16 protein-coding genes are annotated in these 18,152 nt (G+C 76.1%); 6 read left to right on the plus strand and 10 right to left on the minus strand.

Annotation, left to right across the window (positions count from 1 at the left end; translation table 11 throughout):
* Window positions 1-9: 9 nt before the first annotated feature.
* Window positions 10-2,268 (minus strand): putative cobaltochelatase, encoded by a 2,259-nt coding sequence (locus ND486_RS17385; RefSeq protein WP_251785164.1) that lies wholly within the window; start codon window positions 2,266-2,268, stop codon window positions 10-12.
* Window positions 2,265-3,794 carry a cobyric acid synthase gene (locus ND486_RS17390; RefSeq protein ID WP_251785359.1) on the minus strand — a complete coding sequence of 510 codons (1,530 nt, stop codon included), beginning with the start codon at window positions 3,792-3,794 and terminating at the stop codon, window positions 2,265-2,267. Before ND486_RS17390 ends, ND486_RS17385 begins: the two co-directional genes overlap by 4 nt.
* Window positions 3,795-3,852: 58 nt before the next feature.
* On the opposite strand from ND486_RS17390, the gene ND486_RS17395 reads away from it, so the two are divergent.
* A complete protein-coding gene (locus ND486_RS17395; protein ID WP_251785165.1) occupies window positions 3,853-4,734 on the plus strand; it encodes an SURF1 family protein in 882 nt (293 codons plus the stop codon).
* 489 nt (window positions 4,735-5,223) lie between these two features.
* Here ND486_RS17395 and ND486_RS17400 read toward each other — a convergent pair whose 3' ends face one another.
* Window positions 5,224-6,186 carry a cobalamin biosynthesis protein gene (locus ND486_RS17400; RefSeq protein WP_251785166.1) on the minus strand — a complete coding sequence of 321 codons (963 nt, stop codon included), beginning with the start codon at window positions 6,184-6,186 and terminating at the stop codon, window positions 5,224-5,226.
* Window positions 6,187-6,245: 59 nt separating this feature from the next.
* On the opposite strand from ND486_RS17400, the gene ND486_RS17405 reads away from it, so the two are divergent.
* The gene (locus ND486_RS17405) at window positions 6,246-6,878 is read left to right on the plus strand and encodes a flavin reductase family protein (protein WP_251785167.1); all 633 of its coding nucleotides are present in this window, start codon (window positions 6,246-6,248) and stop codon (window positions 6,876-6,878) included.
* A 17-nt stretch (window positions 6,879-6,895) separates the two neighbouring features.
* On the opposite strand, the gene ND486_RS17410 is transcribed toward ND486_RS17405, so the two are convergent.
* Window positions 6,896-8,593: an AMP-binding protein gene (locus ND486_RS17410; RefSeq protein WP_251785168.1), complete on the minus strand. Its 1,698-nt coding sequence runs from the start codon at window positions 8,591-8,593 to the stop codon at window positions 6,896-6,898.
* Window positions 8,594-8,810: 217 nt separating this feature from the next.
* On the opposite strand from ND486_RS17410, the gene ND486_RS17415 reads away from it, so the two are divergent.
* Together ND486_RS17415 and ND486_RS17420 are read left to right on the plus strand one after the other, a co-directional pair.
* Window positions 8,811-9,464, plus strand: coding sequence for a hypothetical protein (locus tag ND486_RS17415; RefSeq protein ID WP_251785169.1), 654 nt, complete (start codon window positions 8,811-8,813; stop codon window positions 9,462-9,464).
* Between the two features lie 243 nt (window positions 9,465-9,707).
* Window positions 9,708-10,133, plus strand: coding sequence for an SsgA family sporulation/cell division regulator (locus tag ND486_RS17420; protein ID WP_062396127.1), 426 nt, complete (start codon window positions 9,708-9,710; stop codon window positions 10,131-10,133).
* A 77-nt stretch (window positions 10,134-10,210) separates the two neighbouring features.
* On the opposite strand, the gene ND486_RS17425 is transcribed toward ND486_RS17420, so the two are convergent.
* The gene (locus ND486_RS17425) at window positions 10,211-10,750 is read right to left on the minus strand and encodes a DUF5709 domain-containing protein (protein WP_174525494.1); all 540 of its coding nucleotides are present in this window, start codon (window positions 10,748-10,750) and stop codon (window positions 10,211-10,213) included.
* Between the two features lie 172 nt (window positions 10,751-10,922).
* Between ND486_RS17425 and ND486_RS17430 the strand changes: the two genes are divergently transcribed.
* The gene (locus tag ND486_RS17430) at window positions 10,923-11,507 is read left to right on the plus strand and encodes a TetR/AcrR family transcriptional regulator (protein WP_251785170.1); all 585 of its coding nucleotides are present in this window, start codon (window positions 10,923-10,925) and stop codon (window positions 11,505-11,507) included.
* Here ND486_RS17430 and ND486_RS17435 read toward each other — a convergent pair.
* From ND486_RS17435 to cobF, 4 genes are all read right to left on the minus strand, one after another.
* Window positions 11,497-12,480, minus strand: coding sequence for an SDR family NAD(P)-dependent oxidoreductase (locus ND486_RS17435; protein ID WP_208822075.1), 984 nt, complete (start codon window positions 12,478-12,480; stop codon window positions 11,497-11,499). The genes ND486_RS17430 and ND486_RS17435 overlap by 11 nt on opposite strands.
* A gap of 40 nt (window positions 12,481-12,520) precedes the next feature.
* Complete coding sequence (locus tag ND486_RS17440) at window positions 12,521-14,224, minus strand: hypothetical protein (protein ID WP_251785171.1); 1,704 nt, start codon at window positions 14,222-14,224, stop codon at window positions 12,521-12,523.
* A gap of 403 nt (window positions 14,225-14,627) precedes the next feature.
* Window positions 14,628-15,119, minus strand: coding sequence for an SRPBCC family protein (locus ND486_RS17445; protein WP_251785172.1), 492 nt, complete (start codon window positions 15,117-15,119; stop codon window positions 14,628-14,630).
* A gap of 30 nt (window positions 15,120-15,149) precedes the next feature.
* Complete coding sequence (cobF, locus tag ND486_RS17450; protein WP_208822065.1) at window positions 15,150-15,956, minus strand: precorrin-6A synthase (deacetylating); 807 nt, start codon at window positions 15,954-15,956, stop codon at window positions 15,150-15,152.
* 211 nt (window positions 15,957-16,167) lie between these two features.
* Here cobF and ND486_RS17455 point away from each other — a divergent pair, with 211 nt between their 5' ends.
* Entirely contained in the window at window positions 16,168-17,355 is a 1,188-nt protein-coding gene (locus tag ND486_RS17455) for a glycosyltransferase family 4 protein (protein WP_251785173.1), read from the plus strand.
* Between the two features lie 26 nt (window positions 17,356-17,381).
* Here the strand turns inward: ND486_RS17455 and ND486_RS17460 are convergent, their stop codons facing one another.
* Window positions 17,382-18,152, minus strand: coding sequence for a fumarylacetoacetate hydrolase family protein (locus ND486_RS17460; RefSeq protein WP_251785174.1), 771 nt, complete (start codon window positions 18,150-18,152; stop codon window positions 17,382-17,384).

Here is an 18,152-nt window from a genome sequence, read left to right on the forward strand (position 1 = left end):
GGTCTCCTCTCAGGCGGCGCGGGCGGACCGGGTCTCCCGGACCAGGTCGCCCACGCTGTCGGCGGTCAGCTCGTCGAGGGTCACCAGCTCGCCGCCCGCGGCGGCGGCGAGCGGCGCGGCGAGCCCGAGGCGGACGTGGCCCGCCTCGCAGTCGACGACGACGGTGTGCACCCCGTCCGCGGCCAGCAGCCCGGCGGCGCGGCGGGAGTCGGCGACGGGGTCCCCGCCGTCGCGGGCGGCGACGGTGGCCCGCCCGTCGGTGAGCAGCACGACCAGCGGGCGGCGGCGCGGGTCGCGGCGGCGCTCGGCGTCGAGCACGGCGCGGGCCTTGAGCAGGCCACCGGCCAGCGGGGTCCGCCCGCCGGTGCGCAGCCGGGACAGGCGCTGCTGGGCGGTCGGCACCGACGACGTCGGCGGCAGCGCCAGTTCCGCGGACCGGGCCCGGAAGGTGACCAGCCCGACCTTGTCCCGGCGCTGGTAGGCGTCGCGGAGCAGGCCCAGCACGGCCCCCGAGACGGCGGTCATCCGCGTGCGCGCGGCCATCGAGCCGGACGCGTCGACGACGAACAGCACCAGGTTCCCCTCGCGGCCCTCCCGCTCGGCGCGGCGCAGGTCGTCGCGGTGGACCAGCAGGCCCGGCCCGCGGCGCCCGCGCCCGGCCTGGTGCGGCGCGGCGGCGAGCACGGTCGCGGGCAGGTGCAGGTCCGCGGCACGGGTGGTCCCGGCCCCGGACGGACGGACGACGCGACCGGCGTCGGTGCGGGCCCGGGAGCGGCGGCCCGGCGCGCCCGCGCCCAGCCCGGGGACGGTGAACTTCCGGACCGTCGCCCGGTGCAGCCGCGCGGCGTCCCCGACGACGACGGCCCGGCCGTCCCCGCCGTCGCCGCCGGCCGGGGCCTCGGCGGTCTCCGGGGCCCGGTCGTCGCCGGGCGTCGCCAGGTCGGTGGCGTCGTCCCCGCCGTCGGTGCCGCCGGTGCCGTCGGTGCCGTCGGTGCCGTCGGTGCCGTCGGTGCCGGGAGCCTCGGCGCGCTCACCGGTGCCGGTCCCGCCGTCGCCGCGCGGGTCGCCGCCGGCGGGGGGCGTGTCCCCGGTCGGGTCGGCGTCGCCGGGCTCGTCGCCGGCGTCGGGGCCGTCCGGACCGTCCTGCGGCCCGGCCGGGTCGTCGGGGCCGGGGCCGCCGGAGTCCGGGTCGTCGTCGGGGTCCGGGTCGTCCTCGGGGCCCAGGTGGTCCTCGGCGTCGGCGAGGGCGCGGTCCAGCTCGGCCGGGTCCAGGCCGGGCTCGTCGAACGGGTCGCGACGACGGCGGTGCGGCAGCGCGAGCCGGGCGGCGACGCGCACGTCGTCGGCGGTCACCGCGTCGCGGCCCTGCCAGGCGGCGTGCGCGGCCGCGGCCCGGGTGATGACCAGGTCGGCGCGCATGCCGTCGACGTCGAACCGGGCGCACACGAACGCGATCCGCCGCAGCTCCCGGTCGCTCACCGCGACGGCGGCGACGTGGGCCTGCGCGGCGCGGAGCCGGGCCGCGGTCGCGGTCTCGTCCGGGGCGAAGCGGGCGACGAACCCGGCCGGGTCGTCCTCGAACGCCATCCGCCGCCGGGTCACCTCGACCCGGGTGTCGACGTCGCGGCTGGCCCGCACCTCCACGGTCAGCCCGAACCGGTCGAGCAGCTGCGGGCGCAGCTCGCCCTCCTCCGGGTTCATCGTGCCGACCAGCAGGAACCGGGCCGCGTGCGAGACGGAGACGCCGTCGCGCTCGACGTGCGCGCGGCCCATCGCGGCGGCGTCGAGCAGCAGGTCGACGAGGTGGTCGTGCAGGAGGTTGACCTCGTCGACGTAGAGCACCCCGCGGTGGGCGTCGGCGAGCAGGCCGGGCTGGTAGGCGCGGCGGCCCTCCGACAGTGCCTTCTCCAGGTCGAGCGAGCCGACCAGGCGGTCCTCGGTCGCGCCGACGGGCAGCTCGACCAGCCGGGCCGGGCGACGCCCGCCCGCCGCCCCCGCCGGGTGCGGGCCGTCCGGGCAGGACGGGTCCGGCGCGGCGGGGTCGCAGCCGAACCGGCAGGCGTCGACGACCTCGTGCGAGGGCAGCAGCGCGGCCAGCGCGCGCACCGCCGTGGACTTCGCGGTGCCCTTCTCCCCGCGCACCAGGACACCGCCGACACCCGGGTGCACGGCGTTGAGCAGCAGCGCCAGCCGCAGGTCGTCGTGGCCGACGACGGCGGAGAACGGGAAACGGGGAGGTCCGGCGGCGGGGGCGGTGCTCGTGCTCACGCGGGTGAGGCTGCCAGACCGGAGGTCAGCACCGGGAGGTCCGACGGCGCACCGTGTCCGATCACATGTTCAAGTGACGACGTGTCGAGGTGGTGTTCGACCAGGTCGGCCAGCAGATCCACCTGCCGGGTGCGCTCGGCCGCGAACGACGTGTCCTGCGCCACCACGAACCCGGTCCGCCCTGCCTCGTCGGCGAGGCGGGTGAGCAGCAGCCGCCGGAAGCCGTCGTTCTCGGCGAGGCCGTGCCAGTGCGTGCCCAGGACGTTGCCGCGGTCGCTGCCCTCGTCCCCGATCAGGCCGGGGTCGCCGGAGCGCACGACGCGGCCGTGGTGGATCTCGTAGCCGGTGACGGTCTCGCCCCACGCCGTCGCGGTGGGGGTGGCGAGGTGCTTGACCGGGTCGAACGCGATCTCGAGGTCCAGCAGCCCCAGCCCGTCGACGGTCGTGCCGGGAGCGGCCTCGGCGCCGTCCGGGTCGGAGACCGTGTGCCCGAGCATCTGGTACCCGCCGCAGATCCCCAGCACCGGGCGCCCGGCCGCGGCGTGCGCGCGCACCGCGTCGGCCATCCCGGACGCGCGCAGCCAGGCCAGGTCCGACACGGTCGCCTTGGTCCCGGGCAGCACGACGACGTCGGTGTCGGCGATCCGCGACGGCTCGGTCACGTAGCGCACGGCGACGCCCGGTTCGCAGGCCAGCGCCTCGGCGTCGGTGGCGTTGGAGATCCGCGGGAACCGGACGACGGCGACCCGCAGCCACTGCCCGCCGCGCGGCGGGGCCGGGCGTCCGAGCACCCCGTCGGCGACGGCCGAGAGCGAGTCCTCGGCGTCGAGCCAGAGGCCCTCGGCGAAGGGCAGCACGCCCAGCGTCGGCCGCCCGGTGAGCTCGCGCAGCCGGTCGAGGCCGGGGTCGAGCAGGCGGGGGTCCCCGCGGAACTTGTTGATCACGAAACCGGCGATCAGCGCCTGGTCGGCCGGGTCGAGCACGGCGAGGGTGCCGAACAGGTGCGCGAGCACCCCGCCGCGGTCGATGTCGCCGACGACCAGCACCGGCAGGTCGTTGCGCCGGGCGAAGCCCATGTTGGCGAGGTCGGTGGCCCGCAGGTTGATCTCCGCGGGCGAGCCCGCTCCCTCGCAGACCACGACGTCGTGGCGGGCGCGCAGCCGGGCCAGGGAGTCGGCGACGACGTCGGACAGCGCCGCGGTGCGGTGCCGGTAGGACAGCGCCGACACCTGGCCGTCGGCGCGGCCGCGCACGACGACCTGCGAGGTCCGGTCCCCGCCGGGCTTGAGCAGCACCGGGTTCAGGTCGACCGAGGGGGCGATGCCGCTGGCGAAGGCCTGCATCGCCTGCGCGCGGCCGATCTCGCCGCCGTCCGGGGTGACGACCGAGTTGTTGCTCATGTTCTGCGCCTTGAACGGCGCCACCGAGACGCCGCGCCGGTGCAGCCACCGGCAGATGCCGGCGACGACGGCGCTCTTGCCCGCGTCCGACGTCGTCCCCGCGACGAGGACCGCTCCCTGAACCACCACGGCCGGAAGTATCGCCCCGGCGGGACCGCCCGCGGGCGCGGCTACCCTGGGCCGCGTGCGTTTCCTGCTGCGTCCCGGGTGGATCGCGTTCGTCGTCGCGGTGCTGGCCTTCGCCGTCGCCTGCTACACGCTGCTCGCGCCGTGGCAGTTCGACCGTGAGTCCGAGCGCTCCGCGCAGAGCCGGGCCATCGCCACCGCCGACGCGACGCCCGCCGTCGGGTTCGACACGCTCGTCCCGCCCGGTACGGCGATCGGCGCCGACGACCAGTGGCGCCGGGTCACCCTGGCCGGCACCTTCGACCGTGCCGCGGAGACCCTGGTCCGCCTGCGGGTCGTCGACGGCGCGCCCGCCTTCGAGGTGCTGACGCCGCTGCGGCTCACCGACGGCCGGACCGTCGTGGTGAACCGGGGGTCGGTCCCGGCCGCGGACCGGGGCGCCGTGCCCGACTACGCCGCCGCGCCCGCCGGCCCGGTGACGGTCGAGGGCAGGCTGCGCCTGGACGAGACCGACCCGCAGGGCCGCCCGCCGCTGGTCGAGAACGGCACCCGCCAGGTCTACGTGTCGGACTCCCGCTCGGTCGCCGCCGCCACCGGCCTGACCCCGGTCGAGGGCGTCGTCGTGCTGGAGGCCGGCCAGCCCGGCGTGCTGGACCCGATCCCGGTCGAGCCGGTCGGGGGCGGAGCGCCGTTCAGCAACTTCTCCTACGCCCTGCAGTGGCTGACCTTCGGCGCCGTCGCCCTGGTCGCCCTGGTGCTGTTCATCCGGCTGGAACTGCTGCAGCGCAGCGGGAAGCGCGAGAAGGCGGGCAGCCTGCGGGACCAGCTCTCCGGCCGCGACGGCTTCGGCGACGAGCCCGTCCCCGCCGACCGTGCCGACGACAGCGCCCCCGGCACCACCCGCGACGCCGCCGCCGGGTCCGGTCCGGGCTCGGGCTGATCCCGCACCGCGCCACACCCAAGCCGGTCGACCTGACCGTCGACGGCTCCCGCGCCACGATCAACGTCGCGGGCCGCCGGCCTGCAGGGTGCGGTGCCGTGTCGGGGTGCCGTGCCGGGCTCCCCGGATGCTGCGCCGGGCTCCCGGCTCCCCGCGCCGGAGCACTGCGTCGCCGGACCCGCTCACCGAGGGCGCGGGTCCCCTCCGCCTGTTCGCCCCGGCCGAGTTCGCTCACCCGGTAAGCGAACTCACCCGTACGACAGGGTGGCCCCGTCGGTCGTTTCCCGCCGGCCGTGCTCGGTCAGCGGTGCCCAGGGCCGCCATGCTCCGGGACGATCTTTCTCCCGACTCGCTCACCCGGTAAGCGAACTCCCGGTGATCCACCCTCTCCGACCGGGTAGGTATGGAGACCGGGGCGACGGATACGGCCACGTCGGTCGGAACCGGCACCGGGACCGGGCGGACGGGGGCAGGTACGGGGCGACCGGCTCAGCCGCGCCGCCGCCCCAGCACCGCCGCCGTCGCGACGGCGAGCAGCCCGGCCGCCCCGGCCACCAGCCGGGACAGCCGCGCGACGCGGTGCAGGTCGGCCACCCGGGGCGGGTGCCCGTCGCCGAGCGACGGGCGGTCCTCGGTGCCGTGGGCGTAGACCGTCGGCCCGCCCAGACGCAGCCCGAGCGCACCGGCGGCGCTCGCCTCGACCGGGCCGGCGTTAGGGCTGGGGTGCCCGGCGGCGTCGCGGCGCCAGGCCCGCAGCGCGCACGCGGGCGAGCCACCCACCAGCGGCGCGACGGCCACCGTGACCACCGCGGTGACCCGGGCCGGGGCGAGGTTGACCACGTCGTCGAGACGGGCCGAGGCCCACCCGAAGCGGGCGTGCCGGGCGGAGCGGTAGCCGACCATCGCGTCGAGGGTGTTCACCGCGCGGTAGCCCAGCAGCCCCGGGATGCCGGCGACCGCACCCCACACCAGCGGCCCGACGACGGCGTCGGAGGTGTTCTCGGCCAGCGACTCGGTCCCGGCGCGGGCCATGCCGTCGGCGTCGAGCAGCTCCGGGTCGCGCGCGCACAGGTGCGGGATCCGGGCGCGGGCGGCGGCCAGGTCACCGGAGTCGAGCGATGCGGCCAGCGCGGCACCCTCCCCCACCAGCGAGGTCCCGCCGAGCACGGCCCAGGTGGCGACGGCGGTCAGCCCGGCCCGCACGACGGGCTCGGCCCGGGCCCCCGCACGCGTCGCGGCCGCCTCGGCGACCACCCCCGCCGCGATCACCGACCCGACCAGGATCGCGGTGTAGGCCACCCCGGGTGCGACGGCGTCGCGGTGCATCCGGCCCTCCAGCCGGGCGGCGAGCGTGCCGAAGCCGGCGACCGGGTGGCCCCGGCGCGGGTCGCCGAGCAGTGCGTCGGCGACGATCCCGGCGGCCAGTCCGGCCGCGCGGCCACGTGTTCCCATGCGCCGAACCTAGAGCGGCGCGCGCGCAGGGTGCGGGCAGGCCGGGCAGGATCATGGGCATGCGCACGGACCTCAAGCCGGACGAGATGGGCAGCGGCCCGTTCTACAAGCTGCTGACCAGCGTCGTCGTCCCCCGACCCATCGCCTGGGTCTCCACCCGCTCGGCCGACGGCGTCGACAACCTCGCCCCGCACTCGTTCTTCACGGTGTCCTGCGTGGACCCGCCCATGATCCAGTTCACGTCGGTCGGGAAGAAGGACTCCCTGCGCAACGTGTCGGAGACCCGCGAGTTCGTCGTCTGCCTGGCGAACGAGCCGATGTTCGAGAAGATCAACGCGACCGGCACCGACTTCCCCGCCGAGATCAGCGAGTTCTCCTCGGTCGGGCTGACGGCCGAGGCGTCGTCGGTCGTCGCGCCGCCGCGGGTCGCCGAGTCACCGGTCGCCCTGGAGTGCGTGCTGCACGCCGGCATCGAGCTCGGCAACTCGACCGTCGTCATCGGCCGGGTCGTGCACGCCGCGATCGAGGAGAGCGTGTTCGTCACCGACGAGCGCGGCAACTCCCTGCCCGACATCCACCGGCTCGCCCCGCTGGCCCGCCTGGGCCGCAACGAGTGGTCGCGGATGGGCGAGGTCCTCGAGATCACCCGCATCCCCTACCAGCAGTGGCCGGGTCACTTCGGCGACGGGTGACCCGGCCCCCGCCGGGTCTACAGGGTGTACTCGGTGGGCGGCGTCGCGGCCGGGTCGGCGTGGATCTCGCCCTCCCGGCCGCGCAGCTCGACCCGGCGGATCTTGCCCGAGATCGTCTTCGGCAGCTCGAAGAACTCGAGCCTGCGGATCCGCTTGTAGGGCGCGAGGTTGTCGTAGGCGAACCGCAGGATCGCCGTCGCCGTCTCCTCGGTCGGCTCGTGCCCCTTGGCGAGCACCACGTAGGCCTTCGGCACGGCGAGGCGGACCGGGTCCGGGGACGGCACGACCGCGGCCTCGGCGACCGCCGGGTGCTCGATCAGCACGCTCTCCAGCTCGAACGGGCTGATCCGGTAGTCGCTGGCCTTGAACACGTCGTCGGCCCGGCCGACGTAGGTGATGTAGCCCGACTCGTCGCGGGAGCCGACGTCGCCGGTGTGGTAGAACCCGCCGGCCATGGCCTCGGCGTTGCGCTCCGGGTCGTCGGCGTAGCCCACCATCAGCCCGGTCGGGCGGTGGTCGAGGTCCAGGCAGATCTCGCCCTCGTCGGCGACCTTCCCGGTGGCCGGGTCGACCAGTGCGACGACGAACCCGGGGATCGGCCTGCCCATCGAGCCCGGCTTGACCGGCTGCCCGGGCGGGTTGCCGATCTGCACCGAGGACTCGGTCTGGCCGAACCCGTCGCGGATGCGCAGGCCCCACGCCTTCTCGACCTGCTCGATGACCTCGGGGTTGAGCGGCTCCCCCGCCCCGACGACCTTGGTCGGTGGCGTCGCCAGCCCGGACAGGTCGGCCTGGATCAGCATCCGCCACACCGTCGGCGGGGCGCAGAAGCTGGTCACGCCGCAGGAGTCCAGGACCGACAGGACGGACTCGGCGTCGAACCGGGCGTAGTTCATGACGAGGACCGTCGCCTCGGCGATCCACGGCGCGAACACGTTCGACCAGGCGTGCTTGGCCCAGCCGGGCGAGGAGATGTTGAGGTGCACGTCGCCGGGCTCGAGGCCGATCCAGTACATCGTCGACAGGTGCCCGACCGGGTAGGACGTGTGGGTGTGCTCCACCAGCTTCGGCTTCGCCGTGGTGCCGGAGGTGAAGTACAGCAGCAGCGTGTCCGACGCCTTCGTGGCGCCGTCCGGGGTGAACTCGGCGGCGGCCGAGTAGGCCTCGCCGGTGTAGTCGCGCCAGCCCGCCACGGCGCCGCGGACGGCGATGCGGGTGTAGTCGCCGTCGACGTCGTCGAACTTGCCGGCGTCGTCCGCCCCGACGACGACGTGCGCGGCCCGCCCGCGGTCCACCCGGTCCTGCAGGTCGGCCGGGGTGAGCAGGGTGGTCGCGGGGATCACGACCGCGCCCAGCTTCATCGCCGCCAGCAGCGTCTCCCACAGCTCCAGCTGGTTGCCGAGCATCAGGATGATCCGGTCGCCCCGGGCGACGCCCTGCGCACGCAGCCAGTTCGCGACCCGGTTGGACCGCTCGGACAGCTCCGCCCACGTCCAGTGCGCCTGCGAGCCGTCCTGTTCGACGATCCACAGCGCCTTCCGCGCGCCCCGCTCGGGATCGGCGGCGACGACGTCGAAGTGGTCGAGCGCGAAGTTGAACTCCTCGAGCTCCGGCCAGCGGAAGTCGCGGTAGGCCGTGTCGTAGTCCTCGCGGTGGGTCAGCAGGAAGTCGCGGGCGGCGAGGAACTTCTCCGTCGCCGGGCTGCCGGTCGCCATGGGGTGCACCTCGGTGGGCTCGTGCGGGGGGCCCGTGCCCCGGGCCCGTCGTGCGGGGCCGCCCGTGCGGCCGTACCGCGACCCTAGTCACTCCACCGGCGCCCCGGCAGTGCGCGACGGCCGCCGCCGGCCGGGCACCGACCGTGCGGTGCCGATCACGCGATGGTGGCGGCGAGGTCGGCCCGCCCGGGCGGGCCGGTGATCGTAAGGTGCCCGCGTGACCGTGCCGAACCTGCCGAAGGTGCCGACCCCCGACGTGTCGGTGTCCCGCCTGCGGGTGGGCCGGTACGGGCCGCGGCTGCTGCTGCGCGGCGTGCTCGTGGGGCTGGCGCTGCTGGTCCTCGTGCTGCTGCTGGCCGGCTGCGGCAACGGCGAGCTTCCCGCGGCGTGGCGCACCCCGTCGCCGGTCCCGACGACGGCGCCGACCGCCACCCCGACACCGACCCCGACGCCCACGCCGACGACGACTCCCGCGCCGAGCCGCACCGCCGACCCGTCCCGCACGACGGCCGCGCCCGCACCCGGGCGCGGCGGCACCGACGGCGGCACCGGGACGGGCCGCACCGGCGCCCCGGGGGCGGCCGCGGCGGCGTCGCCGATGTGGCCCGCGGGCGACGCGGCGACCGCGAAGCGGATGCAGCAGCAGTCCGACGCCGGCGGCGACCCGTGGCTGCTCGACCCGGAGGAGGTCACGATCTCCTACGTCGGCAGCGAGCTCGGCTACCGGAACCCGACCGTCACCCGCCTCGGCAACGGTGTGTACGCCGCCACCGACGGCCGGTCGGCGCAGCGCTCGACGATCCGGCTCACCCAGCCGGTCCGCTCCGGCACCGGCGGGATCTGGGTGGTCGACCGCGTCGACCGCGGCTGACGGGACGGTCGGCCCGCACCGGCACCCAGCGTCACCGGGTCTCGTACCGGACGGCGTCCCTCGCCGGAACCCGGCCTCGCGTTACACCCTTTGCGCGCCTTGGGTACCGTGAGGTGAATGACAGTTGGCGCGAACGGGTGAAACCCGGCGCCGGGTGCAGCGTCCGGGCCCGTTCCGACGATGTTCCGTGTGAGGCCGTCGCGGTACCGCGGCGGTCGGGGGGTCCAGGAGAGGCGGAGCACGATGGCCAGCGAGTCGGTCCAGCAGGACGTCTTCACCGTGTTGCACGGGCAGGCGTCGCCGATCGTGAGCCGCTGGGCGTACCGCGCCTCGGACCCGTTCGCGATCTCGTTCTCGGTGCGCCGGTCCTCCGACCGCTGGATCGAGTGGCTCGTCGCCCGCGACCTCGTGATCGAGGGCCTGACCACGCCCACCGGCATCGGTGACATCCGGATGGCGCCCCGGCGCATCGACGGTTACGACGTCGTCGAGCTGGAGATCCGCTCCGACGGCGGGTCCGCCGTCCTGGAGGTCGACCGCGACCTGCTGGCCCAGTTCGTCGACTCGACGCTGGAGATCGTCGACCTCGGCGAGGAGCACGACCACCTCGACCTCGACGGCGCCATCGCCCGGCTGACCGGCAGCGCGGCGGGCCCCACCACCCCCTGAGCGCACGCTCGCACCCACGACGAGGGCCCCGGACCGCACGACGCGGTACCGGGGCCCTCGTGTGTGCCGGGTGCCGCTCAGCTGTTCTGCTCGGCCCACTCGGGGTCGGTCGAGGCGTCCCACTCGGCGTCGGCCGCCGCCTCGTCGGCGTGGTCGGCGTCGCGCGCGAGCTGGTCGCTGACCTCCGGGTCCCCGACCGGGGACTCGTCGACCACCGGCACGATGCCCTCGTCGACGTCGTGCACGGCGGCCTCCTCGGCACTGGCCGCGCCGCCGTCGATGCCCACGTCGGTCCCGGCGCCGTCGACCGCCGGGTCGCCCGCCGCGGAGTCGGCCGCGGCGGTCAGCCGGCCGGAGCGGCCCGGGTCGCCCTCGGGCAGCTCGTCGGGCAGCTCCCGGGCCAGTCGCGCCTCGTGCGACTCGCCCTCCTCCTGCCCCGCCGCGGTCACCGCGTTGTCCTCGACGCCGTAGGGACGGTCCGGCGGGACGTAGCCGGAGTCCAGCGGGTCGGTGTCCGACGGACCGGTCAGCGCCTCGTCGGTGTCCAGCTGCATCGCCGACGCCATGTCCGGCGCCTCCGGCTGGAACTCGTTCTCGTCACCTGAAGCGGATGCCATCGGTCGCGGGTCTCCTCGGTGTGGCCGTGTGTCGGGCGGTGTGCGGTATCGACCGTGCGTACCCCGCGTCGCGCCGCGCCATGCGCCGGCGCCCGGACGCTACGGTCGCCGACACCGGATCCGCCGTGGCCGGTTCCCGCGCCGCACCCGTCGTACGAAGGAGCACTCCCCCGTGACCGCCGCCCCGTCCGCCCGTTCCGGTGACAGCACCCGCAGCGCCCTGCTCGCCGCGGCCGCGGACCTGTTCACCGAGCACGGCTACGACCGCACCTCGGTCCGCGCGATCGCCGACCGGGCCGGGGTGAACCAGGCGCTGCTCTTCCGCTACTTCGGCAGCAAGGACGCCCTGTTCGCCCGGGTCGCCGCCGAGCGCGCCCTCGCCGTGCTGCACGACGGCCCGCCCGAGGAACTCCTGACCCGCCTGCTGCGGTCCATCCTCGACGGCGGCGACGGGCCCGAGCGCGACCTGTTCGGGCCCGTCGTGCGCTCGGCCGGGACGTCGGAGGCGGCCGCGGCCGTGCGGGTGGAGCTGGCCGGGGCGTTCACCGAGGCGTTCGCCGCGCAGGCCACCGGCGCCGCCGACCGGGCCGACGCCGAACTGCGTGCGGAGCTGGTCCTGACCTGGCTGCTCGGGCTGAGCCTGGTCCAGCCGCTGCTGCCCGGCGGCGCGGTCGGGCGGGCCGACCCGGACACGGTGCTGGACCACGTCACGCGCGCCGCCCGCACCCTGCTGGAGGCGCCCGGGCTCAGCCGGTGAGCCGGTCCACCTCGGCGCGGAACCGTTCGCGCTGGGCCGGGGTCTCCCGGGTCCGCGACAGGTAGTGCGCCGGGCGCGGGGCGCGGTCGTGCCAGAACCGGCCGGTCCCGACCGCCGACGACGGCGCGGCCGCGAGCCACACCGCGGTGTCCGCGCCCTGCGCCGGGGTGCGCAGCACGGGGCCGACGACCTTGTCGAACAACGGCAGCGACCCGGTGACGCCCGGGGTGCGGGCCCACCCGGGGTGCAGTGCGTGCACGGTGACGTGCCGGGGGGCCAGCTCGTCGGCGAGCAGACCGGTCAGGACGACCTGCATCCGCTTGGTGCGGGCGTAGGCCGCGGTGCCGCCGTAGTCACCGGTGCGGAACTGCAGGTCGTCGTCACGCAGGGGCTGGGCGTACATGCCGCCCGAGGACATGATGATCACCCGGGAGTCGGTTCCGGACCGCTCGGCGCCGGCCGCGAGGGTGTCGGTGAGCAGCCGGGTCAGCAGCAGCGGTCCGAGGACGTGCACGGCCAGGGTCAGCTCGTTGCCCTCGGAGGTCTCGCTGCGCTCGGGCGGGAGCAGCCCGGCGTTGTGCACCAGGACGTCCAGCGCGTCGACCTCGGTGGCGAACCGGGTCGCGAACGCGCGCACGTCGGCGAGCTCACCCAGGTCGCAGACCTGCACCGGGAGCCGGTCGCGGGACAGGCCGGGGACGGCGGCCAGGATCCGGTCCTGCGCGGCGACCCCCTTGTCCCGGGAGCGGACGAGCAGGTGCACCGTCGCACCGAGCCGGACGAGCCCGGTCGCGATCGCCTCCCCCAGCCCGCCGCCCGCGCCGGTCACCAGCGCGGTGCGCCCGGTCAGGGCGCCGCGCGGCGGGTCGGCGCGGTCGCCGCTCCACCCCGGGCGCCGCAGCAGGTACCCGATCCGTGAGTAGCCGGGGACCAGGGTGCGGTCGAGGACGGTATCCAGAGCGCTGCCGAGCACGGACCGATCCGACCACAGCACCGCGCCGCCCGCGCGTCGATCAGCCCTGCAGACCCGGACCGGAGACGTAGGGGGTGCCGGGGACGTTCGCCGTCGGGAGCTTCGGGACGGCGTCGGTGACCGGGTCGGCGGTGGAGATCCGCTCCATCGCGCCGCAGCTGGACAGCGAGTACGACAGCGGGTTCACCGGCGGGGCGGTGGCCTTGTCGAAGCCGTGCTCGACCTTGCGGATCGACATGGTGCCGCCCGTGAGCTTGTACATGTTCCCCGACGGGTTGGGCGCGTCCAGGGTGCCGTTGCCGTTCTCGTCGACCTCCCACTCGCCGACGGTCTGGCCGCCGGGCAGCGGGTTGGTGCCGTCGAGGATGCAGGGGTTGTTGTTGGTGGCGCTGGAGGTCGCGCCGTAGAAGAACGACACGTAGCGGGCGTCCGGGTCCATGCCGGTCGCGGTGCCGGAGACGGTGTCGGAGTCGACGGTGGCGGTCCCGGCCACGCCGTCGGTGTTCTTCGACGCCAGGTCGACCTGCGTGGGCCCGGTGCTCGGGCCGCCGACGACCCCGGCCACGTCCGGCAGGCCGCCGAGACCCGAGTAGTCGGGCAGGCCCGCCGTGCGCGCGACGCCGGACAGGTCCGGCAGTGGGCCGTCCCTGCCGGTCAGCGGGGTGGTGTCGGGCAGGCCCGCGATCTCGTTGAGGCCCTCCAGCGGTCCGCCCGCGGTGAGGCCGGGGACGTCCGGGAGCTCGTCGGTGCTGCCGTCGGTGACGCCGGGGACCGACGGCAGCTCCGGCACGACGTCGCCGAGACCGGTGAGGGTGTCGGTCGGGCCGGCCAGCGGGCTGTTGCCGGTGTCGGTGCCGACGACGGTGCCCGCGGCGCCCACCGCGGTGTCGACCAGCGAGCCGGCCTGCCCGGCGCCGGGCACCGAGGAACCGGCGTCGGACAGGGTCTGCGCCGGGTCGGGCAGCGACGTCAGGGGCTTCGTCGGGGTGTTCAGGTCGACGCCCGTGCCGAGGCCGCCGGTCAGGTCGCCGAGGCCGGGGACCGCGTCGAGCGGACCGGTCGAGGGGGCGGCGGAGTCCTTCGTGCCGGACGAGCCGGCGGAGTCCTTCGAACCGGCCGAGCCGGCGGAGTCCTTCGAACCGGACGAGCCGACGGAGTCCTTCGAACCGGCCGAGCCGGCGGAGTCCCGGTCCGGCTCCTCAGAGTCCTGGTCCGACCTCCCGGAGTTCTCCGACTTCCCGGCGGCCTTCTCCGACTTCTCCGACTTCCCGGAGCCCTTCCCCGACTTCCCGGAGCCCTCACCCGACGTCCCCGAGGCCGCGTCCGACGTGTCGCGGCCCGGGCCGCCGTCCGCCGAGGAACCCGGCGAGCCCGATCCCGAGCCGCCCTGTCCCAGCACCGAGCCGACGACGTCCGCGCCGGTCACCAGGTCACCCAGCCCCCCGGAGGAGGACCCCGACGAGCCCGGGGAGTCGGAGCACGACCCGCCGACCGGGGTGGTGCCGTCGGGGCAGTCCGCCGCGGCGCCCGACGAGTCGTCGTCGGAGCCCGTCCCGGCGAACGCCGTCCCGGCCGTCCCGCCGGAGGTCAGCAGCAGCGCCGCGAGCGCGGCGGGGGCGGCGATCCGGCGCGCGGTGCCCGCGGGGGGAGCGGCGTGCCTGCGCCGTCCGCGGAGGGACCGGCCGGCGGCCACCGCCGCGGCGACGCCGGTCGAACGGTGGCCGGTCCGGGTGTGCTTGCCCATCTCGAGCGGTCCTTCCGCCTCGCCGTGGGCGAGGGTGCTGGGGAGCGGTGGAGGACGGCGCGGGCACCGGCGTGGCCGGGGTGCGGGGGCACCCCTGGGGAGCGGCCGGATCGTGCCGGGTCACCCGGCTCGTCCGGTTCGGGACGGTACGAAACGGTGACCCGTCGAGGTTGCTTTCCTGAGAGGACCTCGGCGACCCGGGCGATCACGGGTCGGCACCGGACGCCGAGTGACAGGTCGGCTGGACCGAACGGCTCAACGATCTACGACGAACACCCTCCGTGTTCTCAGGATCGCGGGAGGCCCCCTCCGTTCAACGAGCGGGCGACGCCGGGGTGACGGGTCGTCGCAGAACGGCCACCGCTCGTACGTCCCGGCGCGTGGCCGTCACCCCGGACGGGAACTAGCCGAGGCGCTCGCGGACGGCGTCGAGGTTGCGTTCCATCCCGGTCCGCCACTCGCGCAGCCGGCCCTCGACGATCCGCTCCTCCTTGTCCGGCCACCGCTCGATCGCCTGCGAGAGGCCCGACGGCCCGGGACCCATCCGGGCCCACTGGCGCAGCACGGTGCCGTCGCCGTCGGGGGTGAGCTCGAACCGCCACACGGCGGTCGCTCCCCCGTCGCCACCGGGCTCGACGGTCCACTCGAACAGCCGCCCCGGCTCCCATCCGGTGACGGTGGAGACGGTGCTCCACTCCCCGATCGCGTCGTGGCGGTGGTGGCCGTGCAGCCGGGCGCCGAGGCCCGGCTCGTCACCCTCGCCCCACGAGGCGCGCTGCATCTCGGTCGACGCCCGGGCCAGGAACTCCGGGTCGGTCACCAGCTCCCACACCGCCTGGGGCGGTGCGGCGACCCGGGCGGTGGCCTCGGTGGTGGGTCCGTCGGCGTAGCGCATGCGACCTCCTCGTCGTCGGGCCGCGGCGGGTCAGCGCTCGTCGGCACCCCGGCGCAGCAGGTAGGTGTCCATGATCCACCCCTTGTTCTCCCGGGCCTCGGCCCGGACCTTCAGGATCTCGTCGGTCACCTCGACGAGCGGCCCGGCGACGAGCAGCTCGTCGGGCGTACCCAGGTAGGCGCCCCAGAAGATGTGCAGCTCACGGCGCTGCTCGTCGGGCAACGTGGCGAAGGCGGTGCGGCCGTCGAGCATCACGACGACGTCGTCGACGTCGGTGGGCATCCCCTCGGCGATCCGGCGCCCGGTGGTGATCAGGACGGGGCGCCCGACCCGGTTGAGGATCAGCCGGTGGGCGGCGGCGAGGGCGGCGACGCTGGAGATCCCGGCGACCGACTCGACCGACCACTGCTCCCCCGCGCCGGCGAGGACCCGGTCGAGCAGGCGCAGTGTCCCGTCGTAGAGGGAGGGGTCGCCCCAGACCAGGAAGGCGCCGGTCTGCCCGTCGGCCAGCTCGGCGTCGAGCATCTCGCGGTAGAGCCGGGCACGGCGGTCCTGCCAGTCGACCACGACGTCGCGGTACCGCTCGTCGTCGCGCTCGACCTCGGTGCCGCGGTCCCGGCCCACCTCGGGCGCGGTGACCAGCCGGTACCCACCGTCCGGGCGGTGCCGCCGCAGGAGCTCGGTGCGCAGGGCCAGCAGGTCGTCCTGCGACCCCCCGCCGTCGAGGCCCTTGTCGATGACGAACACGACGTCGGCCCGGCGCAGGGCGCGGACCGCCTGGAGGGTGAGGTGGTCGGGGTCACCGGCCCCGATCCCGATCACGAGAACCGTGCGCACCGGAGTGACCGTAACGGACCCCGGGCGCTCCCCGGCACTCCCCCGATCGGCAGGTACCCCCCGCCCGGTGTCGCCCGATGCGCGCAGCGCCCGACCCCGTCACGCGACGTCGTCACTCGGTAGTGTCATGGTGACCGGCGAGCCACGACCGGGTCACCGGCCGACCGCCGACGACCGACCCCGCAGCGCCACCCCGGGAGGCCACGTCACCGTGCCCACCAGCGAACACAGCAGGACCCTGACGATCGGACACCTCGTCGAGTCGCTCGACGACCGCGGCGTCGCCGCTGCGCTCGGTGACCTCGCCGCCGCGGCCCCGGACGCCGGGTTCCGGGTGGTGGTCGTCGCGCTGGCCCCGTCCGGGCACTCCGACGTCGCCGAGCGCATGGCCCGCGCCGGGGCGCCACCGGTCGAGCTGAACGTCGCACCGTGGGACCCGCGTGCCGTGCTGAAGGTCCTCGCCGCGTTCCGGGAGCACGGTGTCGACCTGGTGCACACCCACGGCGCCCGGCCCGACGTCGTGGGCTCGGCCGCCGCGGCCCGGCTGCGGGTGCCCGCGGTGTCCACGCTGCACCACATCCACGAGCACCCCGCCGACCGCGGCGACCAGCTCCGGCGGACCGCGAAGACGTTGGCGCGCAAGCGGTTCATGAATCGCACGATCGCGACGTCCGCCCTGCAGCGCGACTGGTACCGCCGCGCCGCCGGGTCCACCGAGGGCCTGTCGGTGATCCCGGACGGCGCGGCCGACCCGGGCGAGGGCACGCCCGAGGAGCGGGAGCGTCTGCGGCGCGGGCTCGGCGTGGACGACCACGAGGTCGTCGCCGTCTCGGTCGCGCCGATGCGCCGCGGCCAGGGGCAGGACATGCTGCTCGACGCCGTCGCCGGGATCGGACCGGACGAGCCGCTCACCGTGGTGCTCGGCGGCGACGGGCCGCTGCGGCCGTGGCTGGAGTCGCGCGTCGCCGCCGACGAGGCCCTGTCCGGCCGGGTGGCGTTCCGCCGCAGCACCGACCCGGTCGCGCTGCTCCGCGCCGCCGACGTGCAGCTGCACACGACCCGGCACGACACGATGCCCCGCATGCTGTTGCTCGGCCACGGCACCGGGACCCCGGCGGTCGCGACGCGGGTCGGCGGGATCCCGGAGATCGTGACCCGCGAGACCGGGCTGCTGGCCCCGGTCGACGCCACCCGGATCGCCGACGAGCTGGTGCGGCTGACCCGCGACGCCGAGCTGCGCGCCCGGCTCGGGGCCGGGGCCCGGCGGCGGTTCCTCGACCGGTTCGCGGCGGCGCCGTGGGCGGCCCGGCTCGGCGACGTCTACCGCAGCGCGGCCGGGGTGGCGGGCGCGCCCGCTCCCGCCGAGCTGGACACGCCGGAGCCGGTGGGCCGGGGCTGAGCCGAGCTGCGGCGGGCCGGGCCGGCTCAGTGCGGAACGGGCGCGGGCCGGTCGGCGACCGGGTTCTCCAGGGTCCCGACGCCGTCGATCTCGACGGTGACCCGGTCCCCCGCGGTCATCGGCCCGACCCCGCCGGGGCTGCCGGTGAGCACGACGTCGCCGGGCTGCAGCGTGATCCAGCGGGTCACATGGGCGAGGATCCGCGCGACGTCGAAGATCATCGCCCCGGTGTCGGACTCCTGGACGGTGCGGCCGTTCAGCGTGGTCCGCAGCCCCCACGGCCCCGCGCCCGGCTCGGTCTCGATCCACGGCCCGAGCGGGCAGAAGGTGTCCGCGCTCTTCGCCCGCGCCCACTGCCCGTCGGCGCGGTAGTCGTGCGCGGTGACGTCGTTGGCGCAGGTCAGGCCGAGCACGTGCGACCAGGCGGCGCGTTCGTCCAGGTCACGGGCCCGGCGACCGATCACCACCGCGAGCTCGCCCTCGTACTCCAGCCGCTGCACCCCGGCCGGGCGCAGCACGGGCTCCCCCGGCCCGACGACGGCGTTGGGCGCCTTGAGGAACAGCGCGGGCCGCTCCGGGCGGGGGCGCCCCTTCTCGGCGAGCTGGCAGGGGTAGTTGCTCCCGACGCACACGATGGTGCGGGGGTCGCAGGGGGCGAGCAGGACGACCTCGGCGAGCCGCCCGGCGACCGCCCCCGGCCCGGACGGGCCCAGCTCGCGGACGACGTCGCCGTCGCCGCCGGTCTCGACCCGCCCCGTGCGGGGGCCCCGGCCGGAGTCGTAGCGGACCAGTCGCAT

Source organism: Pseudonocardia sp. DR1-2 (assembly GCF_023717215.1).
In the GTDB taxonomy this organism is placed as follows: Bacteria; Actinomycetota; Actinomycetes; order Mycobacteriales; family Pseudonocardiaceae; genus Pseudonocardia; species Pseudonocardia alni.

Coding starts and splice junctions, on each gene's coding strand:
- ND486_RS17400 (WP_251785166.1), bottom strand. CDS start 6,186: ATGGGAACACGTGGCCGCGCGGCCGGACTGGCCGCCGGGATCGTCGCC.
- ND486_RS17405 (WP_251785167.1), top strand. CDS start 6,246: ATGCGCACGGACCTCAAGCCGGACGAGATGGGCAGCGGCCCGTTCTAC.
- ND486_RS17410 (WP_251785168.1), bottom strand. CDS start 8,593: ATGGCGACCGGCAGCCCGGCGACGGAGAAGTTCCTCGCCGCCCGCGAC.
- ND486_RS17420 (WP_062396127.1), top strand. CDS start 9,708: ATGGCCAGCGAGTCGGTCCAGCAGGACGTCTTCACCGTGTTGCACGGG.
- ND486_RS17425 (WP_174525494.1), bottom strand. CDS start 10,750: ATGGCATCCGCTTCAGGTGACGAGAACGAGTTCCAGCCGGAGGCGCCG.
- ND486_RS17440 (WP_251785171.1), bottom strand. CDS start 14,224: ATGGGCAAGCACACCCGGACCGGCCACCGTTCGACCGGCGTCGCCGCG.
- ND486_RS17445 (WP_251785172.1), bottom strand. CDS start 15,119: ATGCGCTACGCCGACGGACCCACCACCGAGGCCACCGCCCGGGTCGCC.
- ND486_RS17460 (WP_251785174.1), bottom strand. CDS start 18,152: ATGCGACTGGTCCGCTACGACTCCGGCCGGGGCCCCCGCACGGGGCGG.